Here is a 15501-nt window from a genome sequence, read left to right on the forward strand (position 1 = left end):
GTGCCACAGGAGGCGGCACCGCACGCGGAGCGGTGGGAGTTCGTCGATGCCTTCGTCGAGCACACCAGGGCCAGGCCGAGTGCCGACCGTCTCGCCGCCGGCCTGCGAGGCGTGCTGCTCTTCGCCCTGGTCATCGTCATCGGTGTGATCGTCGCGGGGCTCATCGCCGGTCTGCTGGGCAACGACCGCAAGCGGCGCACCGCCGCGGCCGCGCCGGCCGCCTGGACCGCCGTCTCCGGTTGGGACTGCCGCGGCAGCACCGACCGTCAATTCGAGGCGTTCGGCCGCACCGACCGGTGGACGACCGTCCCCGGTGGCGGGTGGACCGGCGACGGCTGCCGCGGGGCGTACGTCACCGTGCCGGTGGGATCGCCGAGTGAGGGTGCACTGTGGACGTTCCGCCCCGGGTTCACGGCCGGACGTTGCACCGTCGTGGTGTACCGCCCCGAGGCCGCCCCGACGCAGATGACGACCTACCACGTGCTGGCCGGCCGCAACGGTGCTGTGGCGGCGACGTTCCAGCTGGACCTGGCCAAGGCCCCGACCGGTTGGACCGATGCCGGAGCGTTTCCGTTGTACGAGGGGGCTTTGACGGTACGCCTGGCCGCGTCGGGCGGTGCACCCGAACCCAAGGACGGCCGGGTCGTGGTGAGCCAGATCCGGGTCAGCTGCGGGAGGGACGGGTGATCTCCCTCAGCTCGGGCCGGGTCGAGCGGGTCGGCGCCCGCGGCTGGGGGCGGCACCGGACGATCGGCGCCGCCGTGCGCATGGCCCTGCCCGGCACGACGGTCGTCATCGCCGCGGGCACGTACGTGGAGAGCGTCGTCGTCGACAAACCACTGCAGATCGCTGCCGAGCCCGGCGGCGACGTCCGGCTCGTCTCCGGCGACGGCCCGGCGCTGGTGTTGCGGTCCGGCCCGGTCGAGGTCGACGGGTTGACCGTCGACGGCGACGGCCGGACCGCGGTCACCATCGACGGCGAGGCACGGCTGACCGGGTGCCGGATCGGCGCCGGCGCGGTGCGGGTCGCCGGCCGGTCGGCTGCCGTGCTGCGGGACTGTGTTCTCGCGGGCACGGGCGCCGGTCTGCGTGTTGTCGACGGGGGCCGGGCCGAGGTGGCCGGCTGCACGGTCGAGGATGTCGACGGGGTCGGCGTCGCGGTGGGCGGGGGCGGCGCCGTGACCCTCACGGCGAGCACGATCCGGCGCACGGGCAAGGCAGGGCTGCAGGTCGCCGAGCAAGCCACCGCGGTCGTCACGGGCGCGGTCATCTCCAGGACGACGACGGCGGCGGTGGTCGTGGCCGGCGCGGGGCGGCTGCGGATGCGCGAGTCGCAACTGCACGACAACGACGGTGACGGCCTGCACATCGCGGGCAGTGCCCCGTTCGAGGGCTGGTGGCGCGACCCGGACCCGGCTCTGGGGGGTGCCGACGCGCCGGACCCCGGCACCGACGTCGGTGGGGCGTCCATCGTGGACTGCGAAGTGCGGCGGACCGGCGGCACCGCGGTCGCCCTGTCCGGCGATGCCCGTGCCGTGCTGCTCGGCTGCACGATCGACACCGCGGGCGCCGCAGGCGTGCTGGCCGGCGGGCAGGCCCAGCTCCTCGCCCGCGACTGTGCGGTCACCGGCACCCGCAGCACCGGTTTCGCGCTGCGTGACGGGGCCCGGGCCTGGATCGGCGACTGCCGGGTTGCCGACAGCGGCGCCAACGGCTTCTTCCTCGAAGACGACAGCCGCGCCGATCTGCGCGGCGTGGTCGCCCACCGATCCGGGTACACCGCCGTCCATCTCGGCGGCACGACGATCGCCGCCCTTACCGCGTGCGAGGTCGACACGACGCCGGAGTGCGGTGTGCGGGTCACCGGCCGGGCGCTGCTCACCCTCGACGGCGCTCGGATCTCCGCCGCGGGACAGGCCGGTGTCCGCGTCGAGGAGGGCGGCGACGCCCGGCTACGGGCCGTGTCCGTGCACGGCTGCGGCACCGGCATTCAGCTTGACACCCCGCACCGGCCGCTCGTCGAGGACTGCACGGTCGGCGAGATCGCCCAGAACGGCCTCGAGATCGGCTCAGGTCGTTCAGCGATCGTGCGATCGAGCCGGTTCACCGCGTGTGGCGCCGCCGGCATCTCCGTCGGGGCCGCTGCGGTGCCGCTCGTCGAGGACTGCCGGGTCGAGCGGACCGCCGGCAGCGGGCTCGTCGCGTGGACCGGTTCCGCGCCGGTGATCCGTGACCTGACGGTCGCCCGCTGCGCCAAGAACGGCCTCTATCTCGGCGAGGAATGCCGGGCGAGGGTCTTCGGTGCCGACGTGTCCGGCACTGACTTCCCGGCGGTGTACGTCGGGCCGGACGCCCGTCCGATCCTGCACGGCCTCGCCATCCACGACTGCGACACCGAGCTCAACATCGACGTAACCGCGGCGCCGGTCTTCGACGAGGCGCCGGCTTCTGCCGCGGCACCACAGGCAAAGTCCGCGGACACCGCGACGCCCGACCTCGGTGCCCTGCTCGCCGAGCTGGATCTGCTCGTCGGCCTGGACCGGGTCAAACAGGACGTCGGTGCGCTGGTGAAGCTGGTGCAGATGGTGAACCGGCGTCGCGAGGCCGGCCTGCCGCCCCCACCGTTGTCGCGGCATCTCGTGTTCGCCGGGAATCCGGGCACCGGCAAGACGACCGTTGCCCGCCTGTACGGCCGGATTCTCAAGGCGCTGGGCATGCTCCGCGCCGGCCACCTCGTGGAGGCGGACCGGTCCGCGCTCATCGGCGAGTACGTCGGGCACACCGCCCCGAAGACCCAGGCGGTGTTCCGCCGGGCCATGCACGGCGTGTTGTTCATCGACGAGGCCTACGCGCTGGTGCCCGACGGTCACGGCGCCGACTTCGGCCAGGAGGCGATCGCGACGCTGGTCAAGCTGATGGAGGACCACCGCGAGGAGGTCGTCGTCATCGTCGCCGGCTATCCGGACGAGATGGATCGGCTCATCGCCACCAATCCTGGCCTGTCGTCGCGGTTCACCCGCACCCTGACCTTCGACGACTACACGGCCGGTGAACTGGTGTCCATTGTGGAGTACCAGGCGGCGGAGCATCGGTACACGCTCGGGCCGGCGACCCTGGACGCGTTGCGACTGCACTTCGAGGACGTCGACCGCGGGCCGGGCTTCGGCAACGGCCGCTACGCCCGGCGGGTGTTCCAGCGGATGACGGAGCGGCACGCCGCCCGCGTCGCCGATCTCGCCGACCCGACCACAGACCAGCTGACCGAGTTGGCTCCGCAGGACCTGCTCGACGTGACACCCGATCGGTAAGGATGCTATGGCTCGCCTCTCGTTCCATCGTCCGGCCCGGTTCATGCCGCCGCCGGCCCCCGACGACAAGGTCGTCCTCCCGGCCCCGCCGGAGGTGAAGCAGAGCGCGTTCAACGCCATCGCCATGATCCTGCCGCTGATGGGCAGCCTCGGCATCGCCGCCTACATGGTCTCCTACGGCCGCCCCACGCTCATCGCCCTGGCCATCGTCTTCGCGGTGGTGTCGCTCGGTGCCGGCGTGGGCATGCGGACCCAGACCCGCCACACGGAGCGGCGGGCGAGGGTCCGGCAGCGGGCACGGTACCGCGCGATGCTCATGGACGTGCGCAGCCGCGCACGGGAGGTCGCCGCCGCGCAGCGGACGCTCGGGGCCTGGGGGCACCCGGAACCGGATCGGCTCCTCGCCGTTGCCGCCGCGGCCCGGCGGGTCTGGGAGCGGCGCCAGGGCGATCCCGACTTTCTGCAGGTGCGCATCGGCCGCGGCGATGCCGTCCTGGCGACCCCGCTGCAGATCGGCGCCCGGCTGGATCCGCTCGCCGACTACGACTGGGAGTGCATGAGCGCCGCTCGCCGGCTCGTCGACCGGATGGGGACCGTCAGCGGGCAGCCGGTGCCGCTCGAGATCGGCGCCGCGGGCGTCATCAGCATCCTTGGCCCGCCCGACCGTGCCGAGTCCCTCGCCCGGGCCCTGCTGTGCCAGGTCGCGGTCCTGCACGCGCCCGACGACGTCCTCGTCGCCGTGGACGCCACCGCCGGGGCACAGTGGGAGTGGGTGAAGTGGCTGCCGCACGCGGTCGAACCCGGCACCCGGGCGTCCCTCGTCGCGGCCGGCCCCGGTGACCTCACCGGGTTCCTCGAACGGGAGCTCGCCCGCCGCCAGGATGCGCAGTCCGCCCGCCGGCTCGCCGTCGGCTACGACCGGTCGGCCGCCCCGCACCAGCAGCGGCTGCTCGTCGTGTTCACCGGGTTCGACCCGATGTCGGAGTTCGGTCGTGGCCCGCTGCTGCGCAGCCTGCTCGAGGCTGCCGGGTCGCAGTACGGGCTGACGCTGCTGTTCATCGGCGAGCATGACGCCGACGAGCCCGGCCGCGTCGACGTACGGGTCACCGTCGACGCCGACAACCTCCTGCGCGTCGTCGGGCGGAACGGCAGCGTTCCGGACGGCGCCGAGGCCGACGCGATCGAGCCGGTGACCGCCGACCTCGTCGCCCGGGCGTTGGCGCCGCTCACGCTCAACGACGAGCAGGAGCAGATGCTCGCGCGGACCGTGTCACTGACCGAGACCCTGCTCGGCGCGGGCGGCCTCGACAACGACATCGCCGCAGGCTGGGCCGCCGCCCCCGCGGACCGGCTGCTCAAGGTGCCGATCGGCACCGACGGCGAGGGGCAGCATGTCGTGCTCGACCTCAAGGAGTCGGCACAGGGCGGGTCCGGCCCGCACGGGCTCGTCGTCGGCGCCACCGGCTCCGGCAAGAGCGAACTGCTGCGCACCCTCGTCGCCGGGCTCGCCCTGACGCACTCGCCGGAGGTGCTCAACTTCGTCGCCGTCGACTTCAAGGGCGGCGCCACGTTCGCGCCGCTCGCCGACCTGCCGCACGTCGCCGGGATGATCACGAACCTGGCCGAGGAGGCGGCGCTGATCGACCGGGTCCAGGCCGCGCTCGCCGGCGAGCAGCAGCGCCGCCAGCAGCTGCTGCGGGCGGCCGGCAACGTCGACTCGATCCGGGAGTACCAGCGGCTCCGGGCCTCGGGTCACCCGTTGGAACCGATGCCCTATCTGCTCGTCATCATCGACGAGTTTTCCGAGCTGCTGTCCCAGCGCCCCGATTTCGTGGAGCTGTTCGTCCAGATCGGCCGGGTCGGCCGCAGCCTCGGCATGCACCTGCTGTTCTCGACCCAGAAGCTCGACGAAGGGCGGCTGCGTGGCCTCGACTCCCACTTGTCGTACCGGATCTGCCTTCGCACGTTCAGCGCGCAGGAGAGCCGCGCCGTCATCGGCAACACGGACGCCTACCAGCTCCCGCCGATCCCCGGTTCCGCCTACCTCAAGGTCGACGAGTCGATCTACCAGCGGTTCCGGGTCGCGCACGTGACCGCGCCGGTGCCCGGCGAAGGGCACGGCGAGCCGGTCGAGGCGCTGATCCCGATCGTGCCGTTCGGGCTGCGCAGCGCCGACGACGAGCAGCCCCCGGCGCCGGCACCGCAGCCTCACACGTCGCGGCCGGCAGGGGAGCCGGAGCGCACGGAGCTTTCCATCATCGTGCGCAAACTGCGCGGGCTCGGCCCCGCCGCCCGGCAGGTGTGGTTGCCGCCGCTGCCGCCGGCGGTCCCCCTCGACTCGCTGCTGGGGCCGCTCGCCGCCGAGCCCGAGCGTGGCCTCACCGCGACCACCTGGCCGGGGACCGGCGATCTCGCCGTGCCGGTCGGGGTGCTCGACATTCCGGCCATACAGGCCCAGGAGCCGATGATCCTCGACTTCGCCGGCCCGCACGGCCACGTCGCGGTGGTCGGGGCGCCCAGGTCCGGCCGCAGCACCCTGCTGCGCACCCTGATGCTGTCGGCGATGCTCACCCACACGCCGGAGGAGGTCCAGTTCTACTGCGTCGACTTCGGCGGGGAGACCCTGCACCCGTACGCCGCCGCCCCGCACGTCGGCGGCGTCGCGGGCCGGCTCGACGCCGAGCACGTCGGCCGGACCTTCGCCGACGTCCGGGCCGTTGTCACCGAGCGGGAACGGCTGTTCCGTGACCTCGGCATCGAGTCGATCGAGGACTTCCGGATGCGCCGCAAGGCCGGGCGGCTGCCGGCCGACCTGCGCACCGCCGACGTGTTCCTGCTCGTCGACAACTGGGGCGCGCTGCGCGCCGAGTTCGACGGCGCCGAGGGGATCGTCACCGACATCGCCGCTCGCGGGCTCGGTGTCGGCGTGCACCTGGTCCTCACCGCCAACCGGTGGCTCGACATCCGCCCGGCCCTGCGGGACTCGATCGGCGCCCGCTTCGAACTGCGGCTCAACGACCACACCGAGTCCGACGTGCATCGGCGGATGGCCCAGCGAATGCCGGCCGGGGTGCCCGGCCGGGCGCTGGTCCCGCCCGGGGTCTACGCGCACATCCTCCTGCCGCGCGCCGATGGTCGCGACGACGACGAGGGCATCCGCGAGGCTCAACAGGACGTGCTCGGCAAGCTGGCCGAGTCGTGGCAGGGGAAGCCGGCTCCGGCGGTGCGGATGCTCCCCGAGCGGCTCGCCGCGGCCGACCTCGACGTCCCGGCCGACCTGCCTGAGGCTGCCGTCCCGGTCGGGATCGGCGAGCCGGACTTCGGCCCGGCCGTCGTCGACCTGTCCGGCGCCGACCCACACCTCATCGTCTTCGGCGACACCGGCTCCGGCAAGACCGAATTTCTGCGGACCTGGCTCGCCGGTCTTGCCGCCCGGCAGTCGTCGATGCAGGTCCGGGCCGTGGTCGTGGACTACCGTCGCTCCCTGCTCGGCGCGGTGCCCGACGAGCACCTCGGTGCGTACGCCGCCGACGCGCAGGCCGCCGCCACCTACGCCGAGCAGGTCGCCGACAAACTGCGGGAGCGGCTGCCCCCCGCCACGATCACCCCGCAGCAGCTGCGGGAACGCACCTGGTGGGAGGGGCCGGAGATCTACGTCGTCGTCGACGACTACGACCTCGTCGGCGGCGGGCCGCAGTCGCCGCTGGGGCCCCTGGTGGAGCTCCTGCCGCACGCCCGTGACATCGGCCTGCACGTGGTCCTCGCCCGCCGGGTCGCTGGTTCCGGCCGGGCGCTCGGCGACCAGTTGTTCAACCGGGTCAAGGAGCTCGGCGCGGCCGGTCTGGTGCTCTCCGGCGACCCGCGGGAGGGGACGGTGTTCGGTGCCGAACGCGCCGCGCAACGGGTGCCCGGGCGCGGCACGCTGGTCCGCCGCGGCACCGCTACCCGGCTGATCCAGGTGGCACTGACGGACACCGCGTGACGTACCCCGATCCGGCGCGGTGGGACACCGCATACGGGAGATGGCAGGGTCCGCGCCCGTACTGCGATCCTGCTGTCGAGGAAGAGCCGATGGGAAGGAGATCACCATGGCGTTTGTCGTGACCCCGCAGTACCTCGCCGACGCTTCGGTCGACTGCCAGCAGACAGCCCAGCAGATCGGTGAGCAGCTGGAGACGCTCAAGCGGTACGTGATCGGCCTGCGCGCCGAGTGGGAGGGCGTCGCCGCCACGTCGTTCGAGCAGCTGATGGTCAACTGGGACGGTTACGCGCAGCAGTTGCACATCGCCCTCACCGGCATCGGGCGAGGGCTGCACACCAACTACCTGAACTACGTCGACAACGAGAGCGTCGTCGGCGGCAACCTGCAGAACGTCGATGTCGCCATGCAGCCCGTCCGGCTGTGAGGCGGGACAAGGAGAGCACCTGATGGCGAACGTCGAGTCGACCCAGCTGCGGGTACCGGCGAGCCTCGCCGAGGCCGGCCCGTTCCTGCACGGCGCCTCCGACCTGCTCGTCGGCGAGCTGAGCATGCTGCACGGCAAGCTCGCACCGCTCGCCGACATCTGGCAGGGCGCCACACAGCTGGAATACCAGAACTATCAGGCGATGTGGCACTCCGGCGCGGAAGGCCTGTTCGGCGAACACGGCATCCTCACCGCCATCGCCCACGCGATGAAGGTCAACTTCGAGAACTACGCCGAGACCGAGGCGGTCAACGGCAACTACTGGAAGCACTGATGCTCGACCAGTACAGCCGGGTCACCGTCGTCGGCACGCGCAAGCGTGCCGACGTCACCGTCCCGTCGGCGGCGCCGGTCGGCGAGTACGTCGGCCGGCTCGCCGAGCTGTGCGGCCAGGACAGCGACGACGTGTTCCCGCCCGCCTGGTCACTCGCCGCGCCCGGCGCCGCCCCGATCGCGATCCACGAGTCCCTGGCCGAGGCGGGGATCGTCGACGGCGCCGTGCTGTACCTCACCGACCTCGCCGGCGACCCGGCACTCGAGCCCGCGGTTGAGGACATCGCAGAGCTTGTCGCGGAGGGGCGCGAACGGGCCCGGGCGGCGCAGCCGCGCCGGGGAGCGGTCGTCGCGGGCCTGGCGCTGGTCTGGCTCGCTGTCACCGCCGCGGTCCTGGCCGCGCGCGCGGGCGGCCCTGGTGCCGCCGCCGGGCTCGCGGTGACCGGGCTGGCGCTGCTGGGCACCGCGTGGCTGCTCGGTCAGCGACGCACCACGGTCCCGGCCGCCCTGCCGCTCGGGATGGCGGTCACCGCTGCCGCCTGTGTCGCCGTCGCCTGCGGGCTGCTCGCGACCGGGCTCGCCGGCCCCGGGTACTTCTGGATCGGCATCATCGCCGGGGCCAACCTCGGCGTCGTCATGGCCTTCACCGCCGTGCCCGACGCCGTCCTTGCCGCGCTGCAGCTGCACGCGGTCGCGGCGGCGCTGGTCTGCCCGCTGCTGATCCTCCTGCAGGTCGGTCCGGCGCAGGTCGCCGCGGCCGCGGTCGTGCTCGCCGTCGGGCTGCTCGGCCTGTCGAAGTGGCTCGCTGCGACGATCACCGCCTGGGCCGAGCGCCCCGCGGCCCCGTCCGTCGGCCGGCTCCTCGGACGGGCCGACTGGCTGCTCACCGCCCTTATCGCCGGTCCGCTGCTGGCGCTGACCGCAGGGATGCTCGTCCTGGCCCGCTCGCCCGGCTGGTTCCCGCTGCTGCTCGCCGCTGTGGCGGCCGTGACGCTGCTGGTGCGGACCCAGCAGGCCGGCACGTTCGCGGAGACGGTCGGGTTCGGCGCCGCCGCCCTGACCGGGGTGTTCGCCGTCGTCGCCGAACTCGCCGGCCGGTGGGCCGGCACTGGCGGCGTCGCGACGGTGCTGCTGCTCGGCGGTTGCGTGGTGCTCGGCGCTGGCCTGTTCGTCACCGTCGTCCGTATGCCGATCAGGGGCGGGACGTCCGACGTGTCGCTCGGCGGTGCCGCCGCGGCCGGGCGGCGCTCGGCCGCCGAAGTGATCGGCATGCTCTGCCACCTCGCGGTGGCGCCCCTGGCGATGGGCGTCTTCGGGGTGTACACCGAGCTGCTCGCGATGGGCCGCGACATAGTCTCATGACATCGGGCGGCGGTGGGGCGGCCCTCAACCGTGCTCGGGTGAGGGCCGTTACGGTTCAGCACATCCTCAGGAGTCGGTCCCACCGGACCAGGGATAGCTCCGGCGGCGCGAGCCGGGCAATGAGGGCTCAACGAATTTGACCGAGCTCGGCGGGTGGATCGTCGGACTTGACCGCCCTATGTGGACATTGCCCGGGCCCTACGTGATCATGTGGGAGAATGTACTTTGACCAGTCCAGACATTGTCGAGCCGGTCCAAGAGGGCTCCGGCCCGCAGCGCGAGTTCGACCGGTGTGATCCTGACGCCCGCCGCCATCGAGCAGGTTCAGACCCTGTTGGCGCGGGAGGGTCGAGACGACCTGTGAGCTACCCCCGCTTTCATGGAGCTTCTTGATCATGGTCTGATGGCCATGGGGAGGAAGATCCGTGCCAGCACCGAAGAAGTACCCCGATGACCTGCGGCAGCGCGCTGTGCGCCTGTATCGGGAGTCGGACCCCAAGCCGGTGATCCGCCGGCTGGCCGAACAGCTCAACGTGCATCATGAGGCGTTGCGCAACTGGATCCGGCAGGCCGAGGCCGACGCCGGGGAACGCACCGACCGGCCGTCCAGTGACCTCCTCGAAGAGAACCGCAGGCTGGCGCGGGAGAACGCTGAACTGCGCCGGGCGAACGAGATTTTGAAGGCGGCGAGCGCGTATTTCGCCGCGGAGCTCGACCCGACCCGGCGACGGTCATGACGTTCATCGACGAACACTCAGACCGCTTCGCGGTCGCGCTCCTGCTACGGGTTCTGCAGATTCCGACCTCGACGTACTACGCCTGGCTGCGCCAAGCCCAGCAGCCGTGCGACCGGGACCTGGTCGACCGCGGGCTGCTGTCCAACATCTGCGACATCTGGACCGCCTCCGGCTGCACCTACGGCGCGGACCGGGTCCACCGCCAGCTGCGCCGCGACGGCATCCAGGTCGGCCGCAAACGTGTGGAGCGGCTGATGGCCGACCAGGGCTGGCAGGGTGCGTTCCTGCGCCGCGGCTGGCGCGGCGGCTCAACCCGCCAGGACCCGAAGGCGACACCCGCGCCGGACCTGGTCAACCGCAACTTCACCGCCACCGCACCGAACCGGCTCTGGGTCGCTGACGCCACCCGCATCCGCTGCGGCGAGGGCATGTTCTGGCTCGCCGCGGTCCGCGACGCGTTCTCCAACCGCATCGTCGGCTGGAAAGCCGGCGACCGTTGCGACACCGACCTCATCCTCGGCGCCCTCGAGTACGGCATCTGGACCCGCGACGTGCGCGACCAACAGCTGATCCACCACTCCGATTATGCCGAGTCTTGCGTTAAGCCGAGGAACCGCGGGTGGCCTGCGCTGGGTGGGTTGCTCTGTTTGGTTCCTCGGCTTAACGATCTGCTGTTCGTGGCTACTGTCCGCTGTGTCCTATGCGTTGCGGAGAGGAGACGGTCATGGACACGACGGTCGCAGGGGTCGGGTCGGTTGTTGTCGCGGAGTTGCGCGCGGCCGGCTACATGGAGTCGACGGTTGGCCAGTACAGGAAGTCGATCAGGGCGTTGAGGTGTTTCGCTGAGGGGCGTGGCGGCAGCTACACGCCGTCGCTCGGCGCTGCGTTCGCGGCGTTGACGATCAGTCCGCGCACGGGCCGGTTCAGTGCGCAGCGCAGCTTCGACTACCGGCGGCTGGTCGGTGTGTTCGATGCCTACGTGAGGACCGGCCGGGTGGACCTGTCGTGCCGTAAACGCGGTGGGGGTGGTGCACGGCCCGCTTCGGGTGAGTTCACCGCGCTTGCCACCGCGTGGGACACCGACACGGATGATCGTGGACTGGCGCCGGCTACCCGCGATGCCTATGGCCGGGTGGCCCGTGCCTATCTGGTGTTTCTGGAGTCACGCGGGATCCGCTGTCTTGGTGATGCCGACGGCGCCAGCGTGTTGAGGTTTCTGGAATCACTGTCCGGCAGGTGGGCGACGTCCTCGTTGTTCTGGGTGGTGTCGAACTTTCGGCCGTTCTTGAAGTTCACCGGCCGCAACGATCTGGTCGACGCGGCCGGGCTCGCCGTGGTCAGGCGGTCCCACACGATCCTGCCGGTGCTTCCCGACGAGGTTGAACGCCTGGTCGTGCATGCATGCGCGACACCGGCGATTTCCGCGCGGGACGCCGCGATCACCCTGCTCGCGATGACGACCGGGCTGCGCGCGTGCGACATCATCAACCTGCGACTGGCCGACATCGACTGGCGTGCACGAACCGCCAGCCTCGTGCAGCAGAAGACGCACAACCCGCTGACCGTGCCGCTGACCGATCTGCTGGTCGGCAGGCTCGCCGACTACGTACTCGACGAACGGTCCGACTCGTCCGACGACCACGTGTTCCTGCGCCGCGTGGCGCCATATACGCGACTGTCCGACCACGCATCGATCCACCGGGTGATCACCACTGTGTTCGGCAAGGCAGGCGTCACCGACGTGAAGGCCGGCACTCGCCTGTTGCGCCACAACGCCGCGTCGCGGCTGCTGCGCGCGGCGGTCCCGTTGCCGACGATCTCGGCCGTGCTGGGCCACGCGAGCCTGGAATCGACCGACCTGTATTTGAGCGTCGATGAGGATCGTCTGCTCGACTGCGTCCTCGACGTCCCCGACGGGACGCGCTCGTGAAGGCCGACGGCTTCAGCAGTTCCCTCGCGCCGCAACTGGAGGCCTACCTCGCGTTCAAGGAGAAGATGGGCTTCTACGGCGCCTCCCGGAGCTGGTACCTGAAGCAGTTCGATGCCTACTGCGCCGCACACGAGCGGACCGTCTTCGACCGCGACACGGTCGAGGGATGGGTCAGCCAGCAGTTGACCCGTTCGGGGCGGTACCGGTCCTGGATGTCCTACATCCGCGACGCCGGCCGATGGCTGCGGGCCCACGGGCAGCGTGACGCCTATGTCCTGTCCGATCGGTGGAAGGCCGCAGTCGTTCCCGCCCACCCCTACCTGTTGAACAAATACGAGATCGAGGCGTTCTTCGCGGCCGCCGCAACGCTGCATGCCGCGTCCCCGTGGCGGTGGCAGGCGGTCGCGTTCTTCACGCTGATGCACTCCTGCGGGCTGCGGACCGGGGAAACCCGCCAGCTGCGCCCCGAACACGTGCACCTGCGTGACCGCAACCTCGACATCTTGGCTTCCAAAGGCAACCGCTCCCGACGCTTGCCGATCACCGGCGCAGTCACCGAAATCCTGGCAGACTGCGACCGGGTCACCCGCGCCCGGTTCGGCCCCACGCGGAGCACGTTCTTCGTCTCCGCGGCCGGCAACCAGGTCACCGCCGCGACCGTCGGGAAGATGTTCAACCGTGTCTGGGACCAGGCCGGTCTCCCACGGCTGGTGAGCGGTCAGCAGCCCCGGCCCTACGACTTCCGCCATCATTTCGCCTACGCCAACGTCGACCGCTGGACGACCCAAGGCAAAGACGTCATGGCGATGCTTCCCTACCTGGCCCGCTACATGGGCCACGCGGACATCGAGTCGAGCTTCTACTACATCCACACCTCCCCGCAGTTCCTGCACGCCTACGCCGACCTCACCACCGCGAGCCAGTCGTTGCTACCGGAGGTCGGGTTCGATGAAACGTGACCCGGCAACCGGCGCCCCGGACTTCTACCGCTTCGCCCGGGACTACCTGCACACCTACCTGCCCACCGTCGCCCGACGCTCACCGAACACGATCGAGGCCTACCGGATCAGCCTGGAATGCTTCCTGCGCTACCTCACCGAGCACGACCACATCGACCGCGCCGACGTGACCTTCGACCACTTCGACCGGCCACACCTCAAAGGCTGGCTGGCCTGGATGGCCGACCACCGGCACTACGCACCGAGGACCGTCGCGTTGCGGCTGACCACCATCAAAGCGTTCCTGACCTACTGCTCCGCCGAGGACATCACCCTCGTCGCGCTCAGCCAGTCGGCCAAGACGCTACCCGCGCCGGCCAGCGCGAGAAAGCCGATCGAGTACCTCACCGAACCCGAGACACGGGCCGTGCTCGCCGCCTTCACCGGCCGCACCGCGAAGTCGCGCCGGAACCGGATGCTGCTGATCCTGCTCTATGACACCGCAGCCCGCGTCGGTGAGATCACCAACCTGACGCTGCAGGACCTCCACTTGGGCAAGCCCGGACACGTCATCCTCACCGGCAAGAGGAACAAAACCCGCGTCGTCCCCCTCACCGGCAAGGCAATCCAGCACCTGAGCGCCTACCTCGCCGAGTTCCACCCCGGCACGACACAGCTTCCTGCGACCCGGCCGGTCTTCTACAGCCTGCACAACGGCAAGCCGACAGCACTGTCGAGCGACACCGTCGCCGCAGTGCTCACGCACGCCGCCACAGCCGCGCGCCAGAAATGCTCCTCAATCCCGGAGAACATCCACTGCCACATGCTGCGCAAGACCAAGGCCATGGACCTCTACCAGCAGGGCATCCCGTTGCCGGTCATCATGCGGCTGCTCGGCCACGAGAACGTGTCCACGACCGCGGCGTTCTACGCCTTCGCCACCATCGACATGATGCGGCAAGCCGTGGAAGCCGCCACCCCTGCAATCGACTCGCCAGCCACGCAGCAACTCACCGACGACAGACTCCAGGCCCTCTACAGCCTCCGATGACACGCCCCCGTTAAGCCGAGGAACCAAACAGAGCAACCCACCCAGCGCAGGCCACCCGCGGTTCCTCGGCTTAACGCAAGACTCGGCATAATCCGAGTTAAACCGAATTCGGTTTAACTCCGATAGGGGCTCGAACTACACGTCGTTCCGGTTCACGCAACGCCTGTCCGACAACGGGATCCTGCCCTCCATGGGCTCCGTCGGCGACAGCTACGACAACGCGCTGATGGAGAACTTCTGGTCCACCCTGAAGGTCGAACTCGTCTACCGCACCTCGTGGCGGACCCGGGACGAAGCCGAAAACGCGATCTTCACCTACATCGACACCTGGTACAACACTCGCCGCATCCAGAAAGAACTCGGCTACCGAAGCCCCGACGAATACGAGACCGCCTGGCACGCCCAGGCCGAGCCAGATAACCTCACCCCTGCCCCGACCGGAGGCAGGTAACCACCACTCCATCAAAGCGGGGGAAGCTCACTGTGAGCTACGCGTGGCGGTCCAGCCGGGAGGTTGCTCGGGCCTTCGCTATCAGCTGTTCTTCGATGACCGGTTGTTCAACGATGGCCTGATCATCCGCTTCGGCGATGCCGACAACGGGATGTCTGAACCGGACTCCGGTTACGACAGCGGCTATGAGAGCGGGTCTGATGAGTGATCACGAAGCGGGTCTCGGTACCGGCCCGATCCGCGAGGTTGCCCACAAACCGGTCGGCTTCGACGTTGTCATCGACCGCAAGAGCGTGCCGTACCTTACCGGCGCGACGATCGACTTCGCGGACGGCCTGCAAGGGCACGGGTTTACGATCGACAATCCCAACGCGGCCGGTAGCTGCGCCTGCGGCGATTCCTTCCACTGACATGGTCCCGAGCATGGCAATTGAGGTACCTCTCGCCTGGTTGTGGGCGGAGGCAGCAGCGGAGGATCTGATCGTGGCCGGCGAAGAGGCCGCCCGGCGGGACGCCTTCGAGTTCCGTGCCACGCGTGATGTGCTCGCGATGACGCTCTTCCTCGCCGATCTCGACCGGTCGTCTGCTGACCTGCCCGCAAACTGCCTGGAACTGCTCCGCGACCACCTCGCCGTCGCGACAGGATGGCTCGCATGGTGCCGGTCCCGTCTTGAGGAGCCGCAGGCGGCTATGAGTACTCCTGACATACGCCTGGCCAAGGATGCATGGCGGTGGCTGCGGCGTGGCCGGCTGCTGGCCGGCCCAGGGCTCAATGACGCGGTGTGTGGCGATGACGCCAGGCCAATCGCAGGGCCGGCCTGCCGTGTCAGTCTTGGCCGAGCACGCCGCGTCGTCGATGAGTGCCTGACCGGAGGCATCTGACGGGCAGCGCCGGCGGCGCCGCTCCAGCAGCGCCGCCGGCGCGCCCGGCAGACAGAACGACTCACTTCCACCGCGCGATCTGATCCCACCGCGAGCCCGGTTC

Annotated in this window: 13 protein-coding genes and 2 pseudogenes; all 15 read left to right on the plus strand. The window is 70.5% G+C overall.

The window, feature by feature from the left end; translation table 11 throughout:
- On the plus strand, positions 1 to 687 hold the full coding sequence (locus ACQEVZ_RS40020; RefSeq protein ID WP_433376427.1) for a hypothetical protein: 687 nt from the start codon (positions 1 to 3) through the stop codon (positions 685 to 687).
- The gene (locus ACQEVZ_RS40025) at positions 684 to 3308 is read left to right on the plus strand and encodes a right-handed parallel beta-helix repeat-containing protein (protein ID WP_433376430.1); all 2625 of its coding nucleotides are present in this window, start codon (positions 684 to 686) and stop codon (positions 3306 to 3308) included. Before ACQEVZ_RS40020 ends, ACQEVZ_RS40025 begins: the two co-directional genes overlap by 4 nt.
- Positions 3309 to 3315: 7 nt before the next feature.
- Positions 3316 to 7290: a type VII secretion protein EccCb gene (gene eccCb, locus ACQEVZ_RS40030; RefSeq protein WP_433376433.1), complete on the plus strand. Its 3975-nt coding sequence runs from the start codon at positions 3316 to 3318 to the stop codon at positions 7288 to 7290.
- 106 nt (positions 7291 to 7396) lie between these two features.
- The gene (locus tag ACQEVZ_RS40035; protein WP_433376436.1) at positions 7397 to 7714 is read left to right on the plus strand and encodes a WXG100 family type VII secretion target; all 318 of its coding nucleotides are present in this window, start codon (positions 7397 to 7399) and stop codon (positions 7712 to 7714) included.
- A gap of 22 nt (positions 7715 to 7736) precedes the next feature.
- Positions 7737 to 8048, plus strand: coding sequence for a WXG100 family type VII secretion target (locus ACQEVZ_RS40040; RefSeq protein WP_433376439.1), 312 nt, complete (start codon positions 7737 to 7739; stop codon positions 8046 to 8048).
- Positions 8048 to 9409, plus strand: a complete 1362-nt coding sequence (locus ACQEVZ_RS40045) for an EsaB/YukD family protein (RefSeq protein ID WP_433376442.1) — start codon at positions 8048 to 8050, stop codon at positions 9407 to 9409. Before ACQEVZ_RS40040 ends, ACQEVZ_RS40045 begins: the two co-directional genes overlap by 1 nt.
- Positions 9410 to 9834: 425 nt before the next feature.
- A complete protein-coding gene (locus ACQEVZ_RS40050) occupies positions 9835 to 10146 on the plus strand; it encodes a transposase (RefSeq protein ID WP_433376445.1) in 312 nt (103 codons plus the stop codon).
- A complete protein-coding gene (locus tag ACQEVZ_RS40055) occupies positions 10143 to 10979 on the plus strand; it encodes an IS3 family transposase (RefSeq protein WP_433376448.1) in 837 nt (278 codons plus the stop codon). The genes ACQEVZ_RS40050 and ACQEVZ_RS40055 overlap by 4 nt, the downstream gene beginning before the upstream one ends.
- Positions 10871 to 12076, plus strand: coding sequence for a tyrosine-type recombinase/integrase (locus ACQEVZ_RS40060; protein ID WP_433376451.1), 1206 nt, complete (start codon positions 10871 to 10873; stop codon positions 12074 to 12076). The genes ACQEVZ_RS40055 and ACQEVZ_RS40060 overlap by 109 nt, the downstream gene beginning before the upstream one ends.
- Entirely contained in the window at positions 12073 to 13035 is a 963-nt protein-coding gene (locus ACQEVZ_RS40065; protein WP_433376454.1) for a tyrosine-type recombinase/integrase, read from the plus strand. The genes ACQEVZ_RS40060 and ACQEVZ_RS40065 overlap by 4 nt, the downstream gene beginning before the upstream one ends.
- Positions 13025 to 14065 carry a tyrosine-type recombinase/integrase gene (locus ACQEVZ_RS40070; RefSeq protein WP_433376457.1) on the plus strand — a complete coding sequence of 347 codons (1041 nt, stop codon included), beginning with the start codon at positions 13025 to 13027 and terminating at the stop codon, positions 14063 to 14065. Before ACQEVZ_RS40065 ends, ACQEVZ_RS40070 begins: the two co-directional genes overlap by 11 nt.
- Before the next feature lie 181 nt (positions 14066 to 14246).
- Positions 14247 to 14516 carry a transposase gene (locus tag ACQEVZ_RS40075; protein WP_433377268.1) on the plus strand — a complete coding sequence of 90 codons (270 nt, stop codon included), beginning with the start codon at positions 14247 to 14249 and terminating at the stop codon, positions 14514 to 14516.
- 37 nt (positions 14517 to 14553) lie between these two features.
- A pseudogene (locus ACQEVZ_RS40080) lies at positions 14554 to 14652 on the plus strand (iron-sulfur cluster insertion protein ErpA); the annotation flags it as partial.
- Between the two features lie 127 nt (positions 14653 to 14779).
- Positions 14780 to 14926 (plus strand): annotated as a pseudogene (locus tag ACQEVZ_RS40085) (HesB/IscA family protein); the annotation flags it as partial.
- A 13-nt stretch (positions 14927 to 14939) separates the two neighbouring features.
- The gene (locus ACQEVZ_RS40090; protein ID WP_433376460.1) at positions 14940 to 15398 is read left to right on the plus strand and encodes a hypothetical protein; all 459 of its coding nucleotides are present in this window, start codon (positions 14940 to 14942) and stop codon (positions 15396 to 15398) included.
- Positions 15399 to 15501 lie beyond the last annotated feature (103 nt).

Origin of the sequence: Dactylosporangium sp. CA-152071, from assembly GCF_050936335.1 — a bacterium.
Taxonomy (GTDB): domain Bacteria; phylum Actinomycetota; class Actinomycetes; order Mycobacteriales; family Micromonosporaceae; genus Dactylosporangium; species Dactylosporangium maewongense.

Excerpts from the sequence above, each read along its gene's own strand:
- eccCb (WP_433376433.1), top strand. The coding sequence starts at position 3,316 with ATGGCTCGCCTCTCGTTCCATCGTCCGGCCCGGTTCATGCCGCCGCCG.
- ACQEVZ_RS40035 (WP_433376436.1), top strand. The coding sequence starts at position 7,397 with ATGGCGTTTGTCGTGACCCCGCAGTACCTCGCCGACGCTTCGGTCGAC.
- ACQEVZ_RS40040 (WP_433376439.1), top strand. The coding sequence starts at position 7,737 with ATGGCGAACGTCGAGTCGACCCAGCTGCGGGTACCGGCGAGCCTCGCC.
- ACQEVZ_RS40045 (WP_433376442.1), top strand. The coding sequence starts at position 8,048 with ATGCTCGACCAGTACAGCCGGGTCACCGTCGTCGGCACGCGCAAGCGT.
- ACQEVZ_RS40055 (WP_433376448.1), top strand. The coding sequence starts at position 10,143 with ATGACGTTCATCGACGAACACTCAGACCGCTTCGCGGTCGCGCTCCTG.
- ACQEVZ_RS40060 (WP_433376451.1), top strand. The coding sequence starts at position 10,871 with ATGGACACGACGGTCGCAGGGGTCGGGTCGGTTGTTGTCGCGGAGTTG.
- ACQEVZ_RS40070 (WP_433376457.1), top strand. The coding sequence starts at position 13,025 with ATGAAACGTGACCCGGCAACCGGCGCCCCGGACTTCTACCGCTTCGCC.
- ACQEVZ_RS40090 (WP_433376460.1), top strand. The coding sequence starts at position 14,940 with ATGGCAATTGAGGTACCTCTCGCCTGGTTGTGGGCGGAGGCAGCAGCG.